The organism is Streptomyces sp. Ag109_G2-15, from assembly GCF_900215565.1.
Taxonomy (GTDB): Bacteria; Actinomycetota; Actinomycetes; order Streptomycetales; family Streptomycetaceae; genus Streptomyces; species Streptomyces diastatochromogenes.
Genome location: NZ_OCNI01000001.1, coordinates 2,893,217 through 2,907,193, shown reverse-complemented (window position 1 = coordinate 2,907,193; position 13,977 = coordinate 2,893,217). Strand labels below are relative to the sequence as shown.

Here is a 13,977-nt window from a genome sequence, read left to right as displayed (position 1 = left end):
CACCTCCTCCGTCGCTGACGCTGCTTCCTTGCCCTGCTCTGTGCCGCTGTCCTGCCCGGTACTGCTCACTGATCGTATCTACGCGAACCGGCAATCAGCCGGTTCCCCCAGCGGCTCCCCTTCGAACTCCTTCTGGCAAGGATCGTAGAGGGGGGCACTCACCAGTGTCCCGCACCCGGCTGTGGTCCCGGTCCGCCTCCTGGGGAGATGGGCTGGACCGGTACGAGGTTGATACGGAGCCGAGGGGGCCGGGGGGCCGGTAAGGGATGTGAACGCACCCCGTACGACGTGCTAATGTTCTCGATGTCGGAAGGGGCCAGCCCAAAAGGGCCGGAGCCGGAAGACACACCCAATGCGCGGGTGGCGGAATAGGCAGACGCGCTGGATTCAGGTTCCAGTGCCCGCAAGGGCGTGGGGGTTCAACTCCCCCCTCGCGCACACAGAGGCTACGGGCCCATCGTGAAGACGATGGGCCCGTAGTCGTTTTGGTGTCCTGGTTCTGTGAGGGATCGCACAGCCTGGGGACGGACGCAGGGGACCCCGCCGGTGAGCTGGCTCACGGGCGGGGTCTACGACTTTTCCGCAAGTGATGTCGTCCTGTTACCGGGGCGGGAGGTCTCGCAAGATCACCGGTAGGCACACCAGGCCGCACACCCCCATTGGGGTGATGTTGGACCAGTCACGGATCGGGCGCCGCGTGGAGATCATCGTCGCAGGTCAAGGGCGCACTGACGGAGTGATGTGCGCCGTCGCGCCCGGGGATTTCGCGGGAACCGAGTGTTTAGTTAGACCTAAAGGTGGCATCCTTGGGGCAGCGGCAACATCCGCTGTCGTTACCTGAGTTGGGGGTCATGCCATGAGCTTCTTCGCTCGCAGTGAGAGTAACGCCGAGTTAGCCGGCGCTCAGTTGGCGCGGCAGGCGACAGCTTCTCTCGCGGGCTTGTTGGCGGGGCTGGGAAAGACACGTGCGGACCTTGCCAAGGCCATGGGTGTCAGCCCTGGTCGGGTCAGTCAGATCATGTCGGGTGACGCGAATCTGACGGTGCGTACGTTGGCTGCGGCGGCGGAAGCGCTCGGCGCTGACGTCGAGATCAGGTTTTCTCCCCGCCGCCCACACACCGCAGAGGGGACGTCTGCGAGCAGCGGAGAGTCATCGCCTCTGCGTGAGGTCGGCTCCCGCCACTAGGGGCGGTTGCGGCGGAGGCTGAACCGTCGCCGCTGCTGAGGCAGCGCGGAACTGTGGAAGGCGTCGTTGGACAGTGCCTTGGTGCGCAGTGCCTCAAGGTCGGCGTGTTCCGTGCGGCGTCCGTGCACGTAGGCGTACAGCAACAGGTCTCCGCAGCGGTTGAGAGCTTCACCGAAAGCGCTGCGGCACTGATAGACCTCTTCGTCGGTCGGCTCCCGCATCCAGGCGATGTGGATCTCACGGCGGGCCTCATCGGTCTTCGTCTGCACCTCGAGCGCGTTGATCATGGCCTTGTCGGCGGCGTCGAAGAGGTTGGTGACCGCTTTGGCGAGCGGGGGGTGCCGGTCCACCAGGTAGTTCTTGAGTTCGTGTACGAACACACGGAGCTGCGTCGACTTCTCGAAGCCGTCCATGAACCGGTCGCACCAGCGGCGAGCATCCAGCTGCATGCGGTACTCGAGTCGTTCCCTGAACCAGGCAATGCCCAGTGTCATGAACTTGACGTAGGGCTGGGTCGTCTCGTCCTGTCTCTTGCGCGGCATGGTCGTGACACCGGTGGCCAGGCCCGCGGCGACCGGAGGCAGCTTCGCCAGGTGCGGGAGCGCCAGCCCGGCGGCGATCCCGACGGCGCCGGTCAGAGCGAGAACCAGGAGCGTCAGGCCGGAGGATCTCCAGCTGCCCAGCAGCCGGCCCTTGCCGGCGCAATGGCGGGCTAAGCCGATCCACGCAAGGCCGGCGCTGAGCGCGGCCGGTAACGCGTAACCGGCGAGCCAGCTGTGGTGGTACCAGGTCATGAACGGCCCCAAGTCGTGCATGGACAGGTAGGACCGTCGCAGGCGAGCAGAGGGCGAGCCGGGCTCCCCCTCGGCATGTGCGCCCAGCCCCCTCGCTCCAGGCCTACAGCGAGAGGGCTGCCGCGAGTACCGCAGATGATGTCACCTGGCGTTGCCTTGCGGCATTACTTTGAGCAACGTGTGGCCACCGGCTGCGGTGATCCAGCCACTTTGTGCCTCGCGATGGCGGGTGCCCTTGCCCCGCACCTCGGCGGGAAGCCCCGATCGCCGGAGCGGGGAAGCAGGTCCGACCGGCTGGGGGCACGCCGCCAACCGGCGGGAATTCCGTTCCGGCCGCCCAAGGGCGGCTCCCGCGGGGGTACGCATCGACCGGCGGGCACGCGATGAGCGGAGCGCAGGTGATCCGGGTACTGGTGGTCGATGACGAAGCCTTGATCCGCACAGGCTTCACGCACATTCTCAATACGGCGGACGACATCGAGGTCGTCGCGGCGGTACCCGGAGGTCAGGCCGCGCGCGCGGTGCGGGAGCTGCTGCCCGACGTGGTCCTGCTCGACATCCGGATGCCGGACGTGGACGGGCTCAGCATTCTGGCCGACCTGCGCCGCATGCCGCAGGCCCCGGTGGTCGCCATGCTCACCACGTTCGACGCCGACGAATACGTGGCGACCGCCCTGCGTTCGGGCGCCGCCGGATTCCTGCTCAAGGACACCGACCCCGAGCAGCTTCCCCACCTCGTACGCACCCTGGCCGGGGGAGGGACCGTGCTGTCGTCCAAGGTCACCCGCCGAGTGGTGGACGGCTACCTCGACAACAGCGTTCGCGAGCCCACCGCCGTCCGCCTCGTCGCCCGGCTGACCGAGCGCGAGCGTGCCGTACTCGTCCTCATGGCCGAAGGACTCGCCAACACCGACATCGGCGAACGGCTGCACCTGAGCACCGGCACCGTCAAGGGCCACGTCACCAACGTGCTCGGCAAACTGCAGGTGAGCAGCCGCGTCCAGGCGGCGCTCATCGCCGAGCGCGCGGGTCTGCTGACTCCATCGCAGGACGAGGGCGCTCGGTGAGCTCCCGACAGCCGCCGGCTCTGCTGCTCGACATCGGTCTTGTCGGGCTCGCGGTGGCGGACGTATGGATTCACGTCGAAGTCGCGGATCGATGGGCCGCTGCCTGTGCGTTCCTCGGCGCCCTCGCCCTCATGCTGCGTCGCCGCATGCCACTGACGACCTTCGTCCTCACGCTCCCCACCGCCCTGGTCACCGACGCGGTGGTCGCCCCCATGACCGCGCTGTACACGCTCTCCTCACTCAGCCGCCACCGTCTCCTGCTGGCCGGCTGCGCGCTGATCTATGCGGTCATCGACTTCCTGCCCTGGCCGTGGTCGTCCCTGGACGCCACCGAACTGTCCCAAACGAGCTCCCTGTTCCGCATCAGCTACGACCTGGCCACCGCGGCCGCTCCCGTCTTTCTGGGCCAACTCGTCCAGGCCCGACGCGAACTCTCCCTGCGGCTCGCCGACATCACCGAGGCCCGCGAGCACGAGCGGCTGCTGACCGCCCAGAGCGTTCTGGCGAAGGAACGCGCACAGCTCGCCCGGGAGATGCACGACGTGGTCTCCCACCAGGTCAGCCTCATCGCCGTACAGGCCGGAGCACTCCAGGTGGGCAGTCAGGATCCCGAAACGCGACAGGCCGCGGCCGCGATCCGCCGCCTCAGCGTGCAGACCCTGGACGAACTGCGGCACATGGTCAGCGTTCTGCGGGCCTCCGGCAGCAGGCCCACGGAACTCGCGCCCCAGCCTTCCCTCGCCGACCTGGAGCGTCTCGTCGACGCCAGCGGTATCGAAGCGACGCTGGAGACCGACCTGCCCGACGGGCTTCCGCCCACCGTCCAGCGCGCCGTGTACCGCACCGTCCAGGAAGCGTTGACCAACGCCCGCAAACACGCTCCCGGAGCCGCGGTGACCGTACGGATCCATCGCAGGGACGGCACCCTCCACACCCGCATCACCAACACCGCCCCCACCCGACGCGCGCTCGCCCTGCCGAGCGCCCACCACGGCCTGGTCGGCCTGGCCCAACGAGCCGAGCTCCTCGGTGGCACCGTCACTTCCGGTCCCACGGCCCAAGGGGGCTACGAGCTCTGGCTGAAACTGCCCGTCGAAAGGAACCAATGAGCGCAACGGGTGACCGATGCCGCGTTCGGCCAGGTGGCGGGGGTGCACCGGCCGGTCGGCGGGGTGGTTCCGGACACCTGGCGGATGTCGCAGCGGGAGGCTTTCACCGACGCTGGAGCACATGAGGCACGACGCAGCGTCGGCCGTTCCGTCCACGGCCGGGGTCCGCTGATCAAGCATCCATCGCGTGGTCTCGCTCCATCCGGAGTCACGCCGGGCCAAGAAGGAGGTCGTCTCATGACGATCCGCCTGACGTTTCTGTGTGTGCCCGGCGGTGACGCCACCCTGGATCCACTCCTCGGTGACGCTCCCCTGAGCGAGCGCAGCCTGCTTTCGGCAGGCGCCGCGGGAGCAGCGCTCCCTCCTCATGAGCTGGCCGTCCGGGCGCCCTCGATCCGCTGCTCGCAGACCGCCGACGCCGTCGGCCTGGCGGCAGCGTCCGAGCCTGGGCTGCGCGATCTCGACGTCGGTACATGGTGCGGTCGCACCCTCGACGAAGTCGCCGCGACCGACCCCGACGGGTTCACCGCGTGGTTCACGGACCCGGATGCCGCGCCACACGAGGGTGAGTCCGTACGGCAGCTCTGCCGCCGGACAGCGAACTGGCTGAGCGGCCTGACGCCCGACACGGGCAGTGCGGTCGCTGTCACGGAAGCAGCCGTTGTCCGCGCCGCGATCATTCACGCTCTGGGGGTACCGGCAAGAGCCTTTTGGCATCTCGCCGTGCCGCCGCTGTCCCTGATCTCCTTCACCCGGCGAGGTGGCTGCTGGGATGTCCGGCTCGGCTACGTCCCTCCCCGGGAGGACCGGCCGTGGCTCCCGTCGCGATCAGCGACGCTGGTACACGCCGACAGGGTTCAGTCCACGCCGGCCCACCTGGGCGCCGGGGAACGATCAAGTTCGTCCCGGGATGCGATCTTCGTGAGCTGCAGGTAGGACCGCCCGCTCCGGGTGATGCGGTTGATTACCACCTTCTGGTGCAACTGCGAGGGCTCTCGCCGGCCTGGGTGCCCGCGCAGGACGACCAGGTGGCCGTGCTCTCCGGCACCAAGACCCGCCGCTACCGTTTCGTCTCGATGTCGGCCACGCAAACGGCTTCCGGGGCTGTTGCCGTGCCGGTGTCGGACGGTCGGTGTAACGCCGATCACGTACCGCACAAGGTGTGTCATACACGGGTAGGGTGATCGGCGTCTCAGGTCACACGGCTAGACAGGGGGATGCCATGCCGTCAGACCGTCAGTTGAAAGAACTAGGACAATTTCTGAAGGTGCGCCGGGCGGAGGTGACCCCCACCGAAGTGGGTCTGCCTGCGGCCGGAGTACGCAGAACACCCGGGTTGCGCCGTGAGGAAGTGGCGCTCCTGGCCGGCGTCGGAGTGTCCTGGTACACGTGGATCGAGCAGGGACGGGCCGAGAACGTGTCCGCCGAGGTGCTCTCCGCGATCTCCCGGGTCCTCAACCTGGACGACACCCAGCGTCAGTACGTGTGGCGGCTCGCCGGCCTGGGCTCGTCCCACACCGCCTCCTCGCCGCCGCCGGACGCGGAGTCCCTCCAGCCCTTCGTCGACAACTGGCTGCCCAACCCCGCCTACATCGCCGACCGGGTGTGGAACGTGGTGGTGGCGAACTCCGCGGCCCGCGAACTGATGGCGCTGGACTGCGGCAGTGGCAACGTGATGGAGGACTTCTTCCTCAACTCGCAGGCGCGCAACCGGTATCCGCACTGGGACCAGGACGCGGCGACGCTGGTGGCGCGATTCCGGGCGCATGCCGCCAACCACCCGGGAGACCCGCTGCTCGCGGCGGCGGTGGACCGGCTGCTCTCGCGGAGCAAGCAGTTCTCGGCGCTCTGGAACGCGCAGGAAGTGCAGGAGGACTCCTGCGGCATCGACCTGCTGGAGCACCCGCGGGCCGGCGAACTGTCCCTGCGGCGGACGACGCTGGACTTCACTCCCCGGCTGGGCCTGCGGCTCACCGTGTTCCTGCCGGTCCCGGGCACCCGGGCCGAGCAGGCCCTGAGGCTTCTCACCCTGACGCACGGACTGACGGGTTCGGCCGCCTGAGGGGTGGTGGTCCCGCCGCCGCACCGGCGGGACCACCGCCCTTTTCTTTCCTCTTCATTCTTTTCTTTCTTTTCTTCTCTGTCGAAAGAGACTTCGTCATGTCTGCTGTGTTGCCGCTGGAGCGGCTGACACGCCCCTCGCCGCTGCGCTCGCTCACCTTCGGGGACTGGCGGTTGACCCATGTCCCGGACGGAATGGTCCAGTTGAGGCCGGACGGCTGGTTCACCGGACTCGGCCCGGACGACCTCGCCGCGCTCGCCCCCTACCAGGACGCGGACGGTTTCCTGGTCGCTTCGGTGGGCGGCCTGCTGATCGAGCATCAGGGCCGGTCCCTGCTGATCGACGCCGGATTCGGCCCGCGGCGCCTGGAGGCGACGCAGACGCATCCCGCCCTGGGCGTGCTGGCGGGCGGCGAACTGGCCGAACACCTCCAGACCGCGGGGGTGCCCGCGGAAGCGGTGGACACGGTGGCCTTCACCCATCTGCACGACGACCACATCGGCTGGGCGCTGGCGGGCGGGGGTGCTCTCTTCGAGGGCGCCACGTCCATCGTGCTCTCGGCGACCGAATGGCGTGAGCGGGGCAGCCTGCTTCCGCCGCGGCTGGCCGGCCGGGTGCGTACGGTCGCGGACGGCGGCGAGGTGTTTCCCGGCGTGACCCTCCGGGAGTGGCCCGGACACACCGGAGGTCACGCGGGATACGTGGTGGACCTCGCCGACGCGCAGTCCGGGGACGACGGCGTCCGCCGGGTGCTGGTGCTCGGGGACGTACTGCATTCCCCCGCACAGGCGGCGCATCCCGAGTGGCCGGTGTTCTTCGACAGCGGCGGTGGCCAGGCGGTCGCGACGCGCCGGGCCGTGCTCGACGAGGCCGCCCGGCCGGGGACCGTCTGCTACGCCGGGCACTTCGCCGACGTGGTCTTCGGCCGGGTCACCGCCGCGGACGGCGGACACCGGTGGGAGGCCCTGGGCTGAACGGGCCATGTCCTGACGGGAGTTGAGCGGCCATGGGCCGGGGCGCCGCTGCGCCCCGGCCCTCCGTGTGTACTCCGGCCCCTCCGGTGCCAAGGATCCGCCCCTCAGGGCTCGCGGGCCCCTGGGAGCGAGGGGCCCGCGAGCCTGTTGGTGGCGACCAATATGTTGAGCGCGCACTGTTTGAAGATCGCGATCGCCGCGAGGCTTCTTGCCATGCCGAAGACACAGTCCGCACAACTCTCCATGACGGGGAAGCAGAAGGCGATCCTCATCGTCCTGCTGGGCGCCCAGTTCATGTTCGCCGTCGACTTCTCCATCCTCACCGTCGCCCTGCCGAAGATCGGCTCGGACCTCGGGTTCGGGCTCGACAGCCTGCAGTGGGTCTCCACCGCGTTCGCCCTGACCGCAGCCGGTTTCATGCTCCTCTTCGGACGCATCGGCGACCTGGTCGGCCGTAAGAAGCTCTTCCTGATCGGCATGGCGCTGCTGACCGTCTCCTCGCTGGTCGGCGGTCTGGCCACCAGCCCTGAGCTGATGATCGCGGCCCGTGTGGCCCAGGGTCTCGCCACCGCAGTCGTCACCCCGTCGGGCATGGCGCTGATCACCACCAGCTTCGAGGAGGGGCCGCTGCGCACCAAGGCGCTCGGCCTGAACGGTGCGCTGCTCTCCCTCGGGTTCGCGGGCGGCGCGGTGCTCGGCGGCGTGCTCACCGACCTGCTCTCCTGGCGCTATGACTTCTTCATCAACGTCCCGGTCGGCGTGGCTCTGTTCTTCGCCGCCACTGCGGTGATCAAGGAGTCGGTGTCCGAGGACCGGCCCAAGCTGGACGTGCCCGGTTCGATCACCGTCACCGCGGGTCTGCTCGCCTTCGTGTACGGCATCACCGGCGCCGAGCGCGAGGGCTGGGGCTCCCCGCAGACCTGGGGCACGCTGCTGGTCGCCGCCGTGCTGCTGATCTCCTTCTACGTGATCGAGCTGCGGGCCGCCGCTCCCCTCGCCCCGGTGCGCATCCTGAAGGCCAACTCCGTCAAGTTCGGCAACCTCGGCGGTCTGATCACCTTCTCCATGGAGTCCGCGCTCTCCTTCCTGCTCACCCTCTACCTGCAGCAGGTGCTGCACCTCAACCCGTTCCAGACCGGCCTGATGTTCGGCTTCCTGGGCCTCGGCGCGTTCCTCGGCGGCACCTTCGCCTCGAAGATCCTCGCCCGTACCGGGTCCAAGGGCGGCATGGTGCTCGGCCTGGCCGTGCAGGGTGTGATGACCGGCGTGCTGTTCCTGCTGGGTGAGAACAAGACCATGGGCATCGCCGCCGTCCTGGTCACCACGTTCGTCGGCGGCTTCGGCCACGTCCTGGCGATCGTCTCCTACACCGTCATCTCCACCTCCGGCATCGAGGACAGCGAGCAGGGCCTGGCCACCGGTCTGGCCGCCATGACCCAGCAGATCGGCTTCACGCTCGGCATCCCGGTGATGTCGGCCATCGCCGCCTCGCAGTACGGGGTGCTGAAGAACGGCGTCGCCTCCAAGGCCGGCGTCCTGGACGGCACCACCTTCGCCATCCTCGTCGACGGTCTGGTCGTCATCGCCGGTGCTCTCGTCATCGCCGTCCTGCTGCGCAGCGCGAACTCCAGCACCTCCGCCCCGGTCCGCGCCGCCAGCGACGAGGAGGAGCCCAGCCTCACGGCCGCCCACTGACCAGCGCTCCGGGTCCCCCACGCGGGCGCGGGGTTCCTCGCCCCGCACCCGCCCGTCAGTGCCCGAGGAAGGAAACCAGATGTCTGTCCAGTCTGCTTCGCCCGTTCTGCCCGCCGCGGCGCCGCCGTATCTCGCGGACGTCTCCGACTACCTCGGCGCGCCCGAACGCCGCTTCTTCGGCGAGGGCTACAAACGCGCCCGACACCACCTGACCGGCTTCCACATACCCGAGGCGGACGGCGCGGCCGCCGAAGCGCCCCGGCTGGGCGCCACCGCGCAGGTCACCTACCCGAGCGACTGGTCCCGCAAGGGCGACGTCGACCAGCGGCCGCACCTGTCCACGGTCGACGTCCTGCTGCTCGCCGCCCAGCTCACCGAGGCCCTGCTCACCGCCCACCTCGGGCTCACCGAGCAGGAGCTGGCCACCGTCTGGCTCGCCCGGGTCCGCATCAAGGCCGGTTCCCGTCCGGTGGAGGACGACCTGGCCGGGTTCCCGGTGACCGCCTACGTGGCCGACCGGCTGCCCTCCCCGCAGCCCGGTCGCGCCCGTACCGCCGTCGAGGCCACCGTGGGCACGCTGCGCGTCCGCCTGGAGGCCGACCACCCGGACATCCGTCCGGGCGAGCGTTCCGCCGTCGAACCCGCGGTCCGCGACGGCGGCTACGGTGACGCCGGCCGGCTCGGTGGCCAGCGCGTCGAGAGCATGCAGGTCAGGCCGGGCACCAACGTCGCCACCGCGGACGTCCGCCTCAGCGGCGGCCCGGACGGCGCACTCGGCGGCATGGAGGGCGAACACCAGCCGTCCGTGCACCTCGTGGACGCCTTCGTGACCGCCCTGCAGGTCGGACAGGTCCTGCTGTACGAGCTGGACCAGGTGCCGCGGTCCGCCTCCGACACCCTGTGGATGCGCAGCACGCTGCTGGAGGCCGCCACCCCGCACCGTCCGCGCATCGCCCCCGACGGCGGCCCGCTGCCGCTGCGCGCGGAGCTGCGCGACGCCGTCCTGCTCCACAACCGCCATGGCGAGACCTGGCGCCGCGCCGACATCGTCGCGACCCTCGCCGACATCACGGTCGTCTGCTCGGTGGCCCACCGCCTGTCGCAGACCACCACCTGAACCCACACACCACGGCGCTCAGACACCAGAGCCGCGGCGCCGTCCGTCACCCACGGGAGAATCACGTGAAGCTCGCCATCGCCGGCACCTACTCCGTCGGCAAGACCCTGACCACGATGGCCGTCTCGCATCTGACCGGCCTGCCCCGGTCCTCCGCCAAGACCATGCGGGAGCTGCTCCCGATCTCCATCCCCGGCAAGACGCTGGAGGAGTGCACCCCGGCCGAGCTGATCATGCTGATCATGCGGCGCAACCAGGAGCGCGCGGTCAACGAGTCCCACCTGCCCGACGGCTTCGTCTCCGACGGCTCCTCGCTGCACGAGTGGGCCTACGGCACCGTCCGCGTCCTGGTCGGCATCAACCCGAACGAGTCGATCAACCTGGAGACGGTCGAGGTCAGCGAGGAGGTCGGCTTCTACGCCAAGGTCCTCGAGCAGATGGCCGTGCCCGCCAAGCAGCACGCCCGCGCCACCTACGACTCCTTCGTCCACCTGCCCATCGAGTTCCCGCTGGTCCCCGACGGGCACCGCCCGGTCAACGAGCGCTTCCGGTCCCTCGCGGACGAGCTGATGCTCAAGACCCTGGACGAGCTGCACATCCCGTACCACTCGGTGGGCGGCACCATCCCCGAGCGCCTTCAGAAGATCATCGACATCTACGGTTTCAAGCCTGTGATGAGCATCGACGAGGCGATCGAGAAGGCCCAGGCCGAGTACGCGCTCATCGACACCAGCTCGGAAATCGCCCGCGTAGCCGCCTGAGCCCCGGCCGTGGGGCGGCCGTCGTCAGGCCGCCCCGCGGCGGGCCCGTACCCGTCCGTAAGCCACCACTACAGACAGAGCCGCCACAGACACACTCAGCACCGGACACCACACAAAAAAAGAAAGACGGGGGAGAACACATGCCGTACGCGGTCCTGCAAGGGCTGGGCACTTATCTACCGGCGAGGCGCGTCACCAACGACGAACTCGCGGAGATGTTCGACACTTCCGACGAGTGGATCACCACCCGTACGGGAATCAAGGAGCGTTGCTGGGCCGAGCCCGGCCAGTCCACGGGTGACCTGGCCACCGAGGCCGGCCGTCGTGCCCTGAAGTCCGCCGGTCTCGACGACGGGGCCGATGTGGGCCTTCTGGTCGTCGCCACCACCACACCCGACCATCCCTGCCCCGGTACCGCGCCCGACGTCGCGGCCCGGCTGGGGCTCGCGAACGCCGCCGCGTACGACATCTCCGCGGTGTGCTCCGGCTTCGTCTACGCCCTCGAAGCCGCCGCCAACGCCATCCAGGCGGGCCGGGTCGAGCGGGCGCTGGTCATCGGGGCCGAGACGTATTCCACGATTCTCAGCCCGAACGACCGCACCACCTCCGTGATCTTCGGTGACGGCGCCGGGGCTGTCGTGCTGTCCTGCGGCGCCGCGGACGAGCCGGGCCGGCTGCTCGGCTTCGACCTGGGCAGCGACGGCACCGGCAAGGACCTCATCCAGATCCCGGCGGGCGGGTCCCGGCAGCGCGGCAGCGGTCTGGCCGCGGCCGAGGACGACTACTACTTCACCATGCAGGGCAAGAAGGTGTTCGCCCACGCGGTGCACCGGATGTCGGACTCCTCGCTGGCCCTGCTCAAGAGCGTCGGCTGGAGCGCGGACCAGGTCGGGCACCTGGTCGGCCACCAGGCCAACCTGCGCATCCTCAGGGCCGTCGCCGAGCAGCTCGGCCTCGACACCGACCGTGCCGTCACCAACATCGAAAAGGTCGGCAACACCTCCGCCGCGTCCATTCCCCTGGCTTTGGCCGATGCGGCGGCCGCGGGAGCGTTCCAGCCCGGCGAGCGCATGCTGCTGACCGCTTTCGGCGGCGGCCTCACCTGGGGATCCGCCGCTCTCACCTGGCCGGACATCACCCCGGTCTGACCGGGTGGCCCCTCGTGTCGGGCACCGCCCACGGCGCGCGCGACACAGGGCCCCCGCAGTCGGACCCCGGGCGTGCACCACAGTCGCTGCACGCTCCCCATTCCCAGCGCGCACCACGGCCGTAGCGCGCTTCACCTGCCCTGCGCGCACCACAGCCGCTGCGCGCTCCGCATTCCTCGCGCGACCACAGCCGTCGCGCGCGTCACGTCCCCCACTCACAGCACAGCGTCCGCGGGCGCCACACGCCCCGCGCGCATCGCACCGGAACGTGCACCACACCGAACCGGAAAGGAAGCCCCTGCCATGAGCAGCTCCGTCGCGACCACCGCCGTCACCGCCCTCGCCGACGCGGTCCTGGCCCTCCTCGTCGACAAGTACGAGGCCCCCGCCGAGACCACCACCGTCGACACCGAATTCGAACTCCTCGGCTTCGACTCGCTCATCCTCGTCGAGGTCGCCGTCGACCTCAGCCGCCGCTTCGGTATCGAGGTCGCCGACGACGAGCTCCAGGAGGCGGGCACGGCCGCCGGGGCCGCCGAGGTCCTGGCCGCCAAGGGCGCGGTCGTCTGACCCTGCCGGCGCTCTAGTCCGGCCCCCTCCGTCACCAGCGCGGCCGGCCCTGCCCGGGCCGGCCGCGCCCCTCCACCGGGATGGACCCGCCATGACCTCCGCCGAGCACCGCCCCGCGGCCTTCTTCGACGTCGACAACACTCTGACCCGCGGCACCGCGCTCTTCCGCTTCCTCGCCTACTGGTACGCCGCCCAGGGCAGACCTGCGCACGACGCCGTACAGGAACGGCAGCGGCTGAAAGCCATGACCACGGCCGGTGTCAGCCGGGAGGAGACCAACCGGGCCTTCTTCCGGCTGCTCGCCGGCGCCCCGGCCGCCGAGATCACGCGGCTCGCGGAGGACTGGTTCCGTGCCGAACTGGCCCAGGGCTGCTTCTTCCACGAGCCGGTCCTCGAAGCGCTGCACGCCCACCGCCGGAACGGCGACCTGGTCGTCCTGGTCTCCGGCTCGTTCCCGGCGGTGCTCCTGCCCGTTCTGGAGCACTGCGGAGCGCATCACCTGCTGTGCACCGAGCCCGAGATCACCCCGGTCGCCCGCACCTACACCGGCCGGCTGGCCGACCGCCCGCACCAGCCGATGATCGGCAGCGCCAAGGCGGCGGCCGTGCGGGAGCTGGCCGCCGCCCACCGCATCGACCTGGCCTCCTCCACCGGCTACGGCGACCACGTCTCCGACGCCCCGCTGCTGTCCGTCACCGGCCGCGCCGTGATCGTCGGCGACGACCCGGACCTGAGGCGCCTCGCCGCCCACCACGGCTGGCACCGGCTCCCCAAGGCGCCCCTTCCCCCCGCCGTACCCCTGCCCGAACCGAACCCCGCCCGTCCAGGAGCACTGCTGTGAGGATCGCCGTCGTCGGCGCCTACGGAGCCGGCAAGACCACCCTGATCACCGCCGCCACCGCCCGTACCGGGCTGCCCGCCGCGCACGGCACCCCGATGCGCGACCCGCTCGGCAGCCGGCCCAAGCCGCTGGAGGAGGCCACCGAGCCCGAACTCGTCCAGCTCGTCGTGCGCCGCCACGCCGAGCGGCTCCTCGCCGAGGCCGCACACCCGAGGGGGTTCCTCTCCGACGGCTCCCTCCTCCACGAGTGGGTCTACGCCACGGTCCGGCTCGCCGTCGGCCTCCACCCCGGCAGTGACCGGGAGCCGCAGGCCGTGACGGCCGGCTCGGACAACCCCTACCGGCAGGTGCTCGACCATCTCGGCCGCGAGTTCCTGTACCGCGCCCTCGACTCCTACGACCTCTTCGTCCACCTCCCCGTCGCGTTCCCGCTCCGCGACGAACAGCCCCCCATCAGCGAGCACTTCCGCGCCCTGTCCGACCGGCTGCTGCTGGACACCCTCCGCACCGCCGGTGTCACCGTGCACACCGTCACCGGTGGTCCCGAGGCGCGGCTCGACGCCCTGCTCGACCTGGCCCGCCCGGTTGCCCGCACCCCCTGAGCAGGCCCCCCGGACCAGCCAACCCGACCCCGATCACCGGAAAGGAACCCC

14 protein-coding genes and 1 tRNA gene are annotated in these 13,977 nt (G+C 70.1%); 14 read left to right on the top strand and 1 reads right to left on the bottom strand.

Annotation, left to right across the window (positions count from 1 at the left end; translation table 11 throughout):
- Window positions 1-354 precede the first annotated feature (354 nt).
- Window positions 355-438, top strand: a tRNA-Leu gene (locus CRP49_RS12915).
- Window positions 439-856: 418 nt separating this feature from the next.
- A complete protein-coding gene (locus CRP49_RS12910; protein ID WP_097253508.1) occupies window positions 857-1,186 on the top strand; it encodes a helix-turn-helix transcriptional regulator in 330 nt (109 codons plus the stop codon).
- On the opposite strand, the gene CRP49_RS12905 is transcribed toward CRP49_RS12910, so the two are convergent.
- Window positions 1,183-1,980, bottom strand: a complete 798-nt coding sequence (locus CRP49_RS12905; protein WP_097253507.1) for a hypothetical protein — start codon at window positions 1,978-1,980, stop codon at window positions 1,183-1,185. The two genes, CRP49_RS12910 and CRP49_RS12905, sit on opposite strands and share 4 nt — an antisense overlap.
- Before the next feature lie 398 nt (window positions 1,981-2,378).
- On the opposite strand from CRP49_RS12905, the gene CRP49_RS12900 reads away from it, so the two are divergent.
- The 12 genes from CRP49_RS12900 (at window position 2,379) to CRP49_RS12845 (ending at window position 13,926) form a co-directional block, all read left to right on the top strand.
- A complete protein-coding gene (locus CRP49_RS12900; RefSeq protein WP_097253506.1) occupies window positions 2,379-3,047 on the top strand; it encodes a response regulator transcription factor in 669 nt (222 codons plus the stop codon).
- Entirely contained in the window at window positions 3,044-4,156 is a 1,113-nt protein-coding gene (locus CRP49_RS12895; RefSeq protein WP_097253505.1) for a sensor histidine kinase, read from the top strand. The genes CRP49_RS12900 and CRP49_RS12895 overlap by 4 nt, the downstream gene beginning before the upstream one ends.
- A gap of 9 nt (window positions 4,157-4,165) precedes the next feature.
- Window positions 4,166-5,092: a histidine phosphatase family protein gene (locus CRP49_RS12890; RefSeq protein WP_257033384.1), complete on the top strand. Its 927-nt coding sequence runs from the start codon at window positions 4,166-4,168 to the stop codon at window positions 5,090-5,092.
- A gap of 286 nt (window positions 5,093-5,378) precedes the next feature.
- Entirely contained in the window at window positions 5,379-6,218 is an 840-nt protein-coding gene (locus CRP49_RS12885) for a helix-turn-helix domain-containing protein (RefSeq protein WP_097253503.1), read from the top strand.
- 98 nt (window positions 6,219-6,316) lie between these two features.
- Window positions 6,317-7,192 (top strand): MBL fold metallo-hydrolase, encoded by an 876-nt coding sequence (locus CRP49_RS12880; RefSeq protein ID WP_097253502.1) that lies wholly within the window; start codon window positions 6,317-6,319, stop codon window positions 7,190-7,192.
- 213 nt (window positions 7,193-7,405) lie between these two features.
- On the top strand, window positions 7,406-8,887 hold the full coding sequence (locus tag CRP49_RS12875; RefSeq protein ID WP_257033383.1) for an MFS transporter: 1,482 nt from the start codon (window positions 7,406-7,408) through the stop codon (window positions 8,885-8,887).
- Window positions 8,888-8,966: 79 nt separating this feature from the next.
- Complete coding sequence (locus CRP49_RS12870) at window positions 8,967-10,004, top strand: AvrD family protein (RefSeq protein ID WP_097253500.1); 1,038 nt, start codon at window positions 8,967-8,969, stop codon at window positions 10,002-10,004.
- A 65-nt stretch (window positions 10,005-10,069) separates the two neighbouring features.
- Window positions 10,070-10,765, top strand: a complete 696-nt coding sequence (locus CRP49_RS12865) for an AAA family ATPase (RefSeq protein WP_094218597.1) — start codon at window positions 10,070-10,072, stop codon at window positions 10,763-10,765.
- A gap of 140 nt (window positions 10,766-10,905) precedes the next feature.
- Window positions 10,906-11,913 (top strand): beta-ketoacyl-ACP synthase III, encoded by a 1,008-nt coding sequence (locus CRP49_RS12860; RefSeq protein WP_097253499.1) that lies wholly within the window; start codon window positions 10,906-10,908, stop codon window positions 11,911-11,913.
- A 303-nt stretch (window positions 11,914-12,216) separates the two neighbouring features.
- The gene (locus CRP49_RS12855; RefSeq protein WP_094218595.1) at window positions 12,217-12,483 is read left to right on the top strand and encodes an acyl carrier protein; all 267 of its coding nucleotides are present in this window, start codon (window positions 12,217-12,219) and stop codon (window positions 12,481-12,483) included.
- Between the two features lie 91 nt (window positions 12,484-12,574).
- Window positions 12,575-13,324 (top strand): HAD family phosphatase, encoded by a 750-nt coding sequence (locus tag CRP49_RS12850; protein WP_097253498.1) that lies wholly within the window; start codon window positions 12,575-12,577, stop codon window positions 13,322-13,324.
- A complete protein-coding gene (locus tag CRP49_RS12845) occupies window positions 13,321-13,926 on the top strand; it encodes an AAA family ATPase (RefSeq protein WP_097253497.1) in 606 nt (201 codons plus the stop codon). The genes CRP49_RS12850 and CRP49_RS12845 overlap by 4 nt, the downstream gene beginning before the upstream one ends.
- Window positions 13,927-13,977 lie beyond the last annotated feature (51 nt).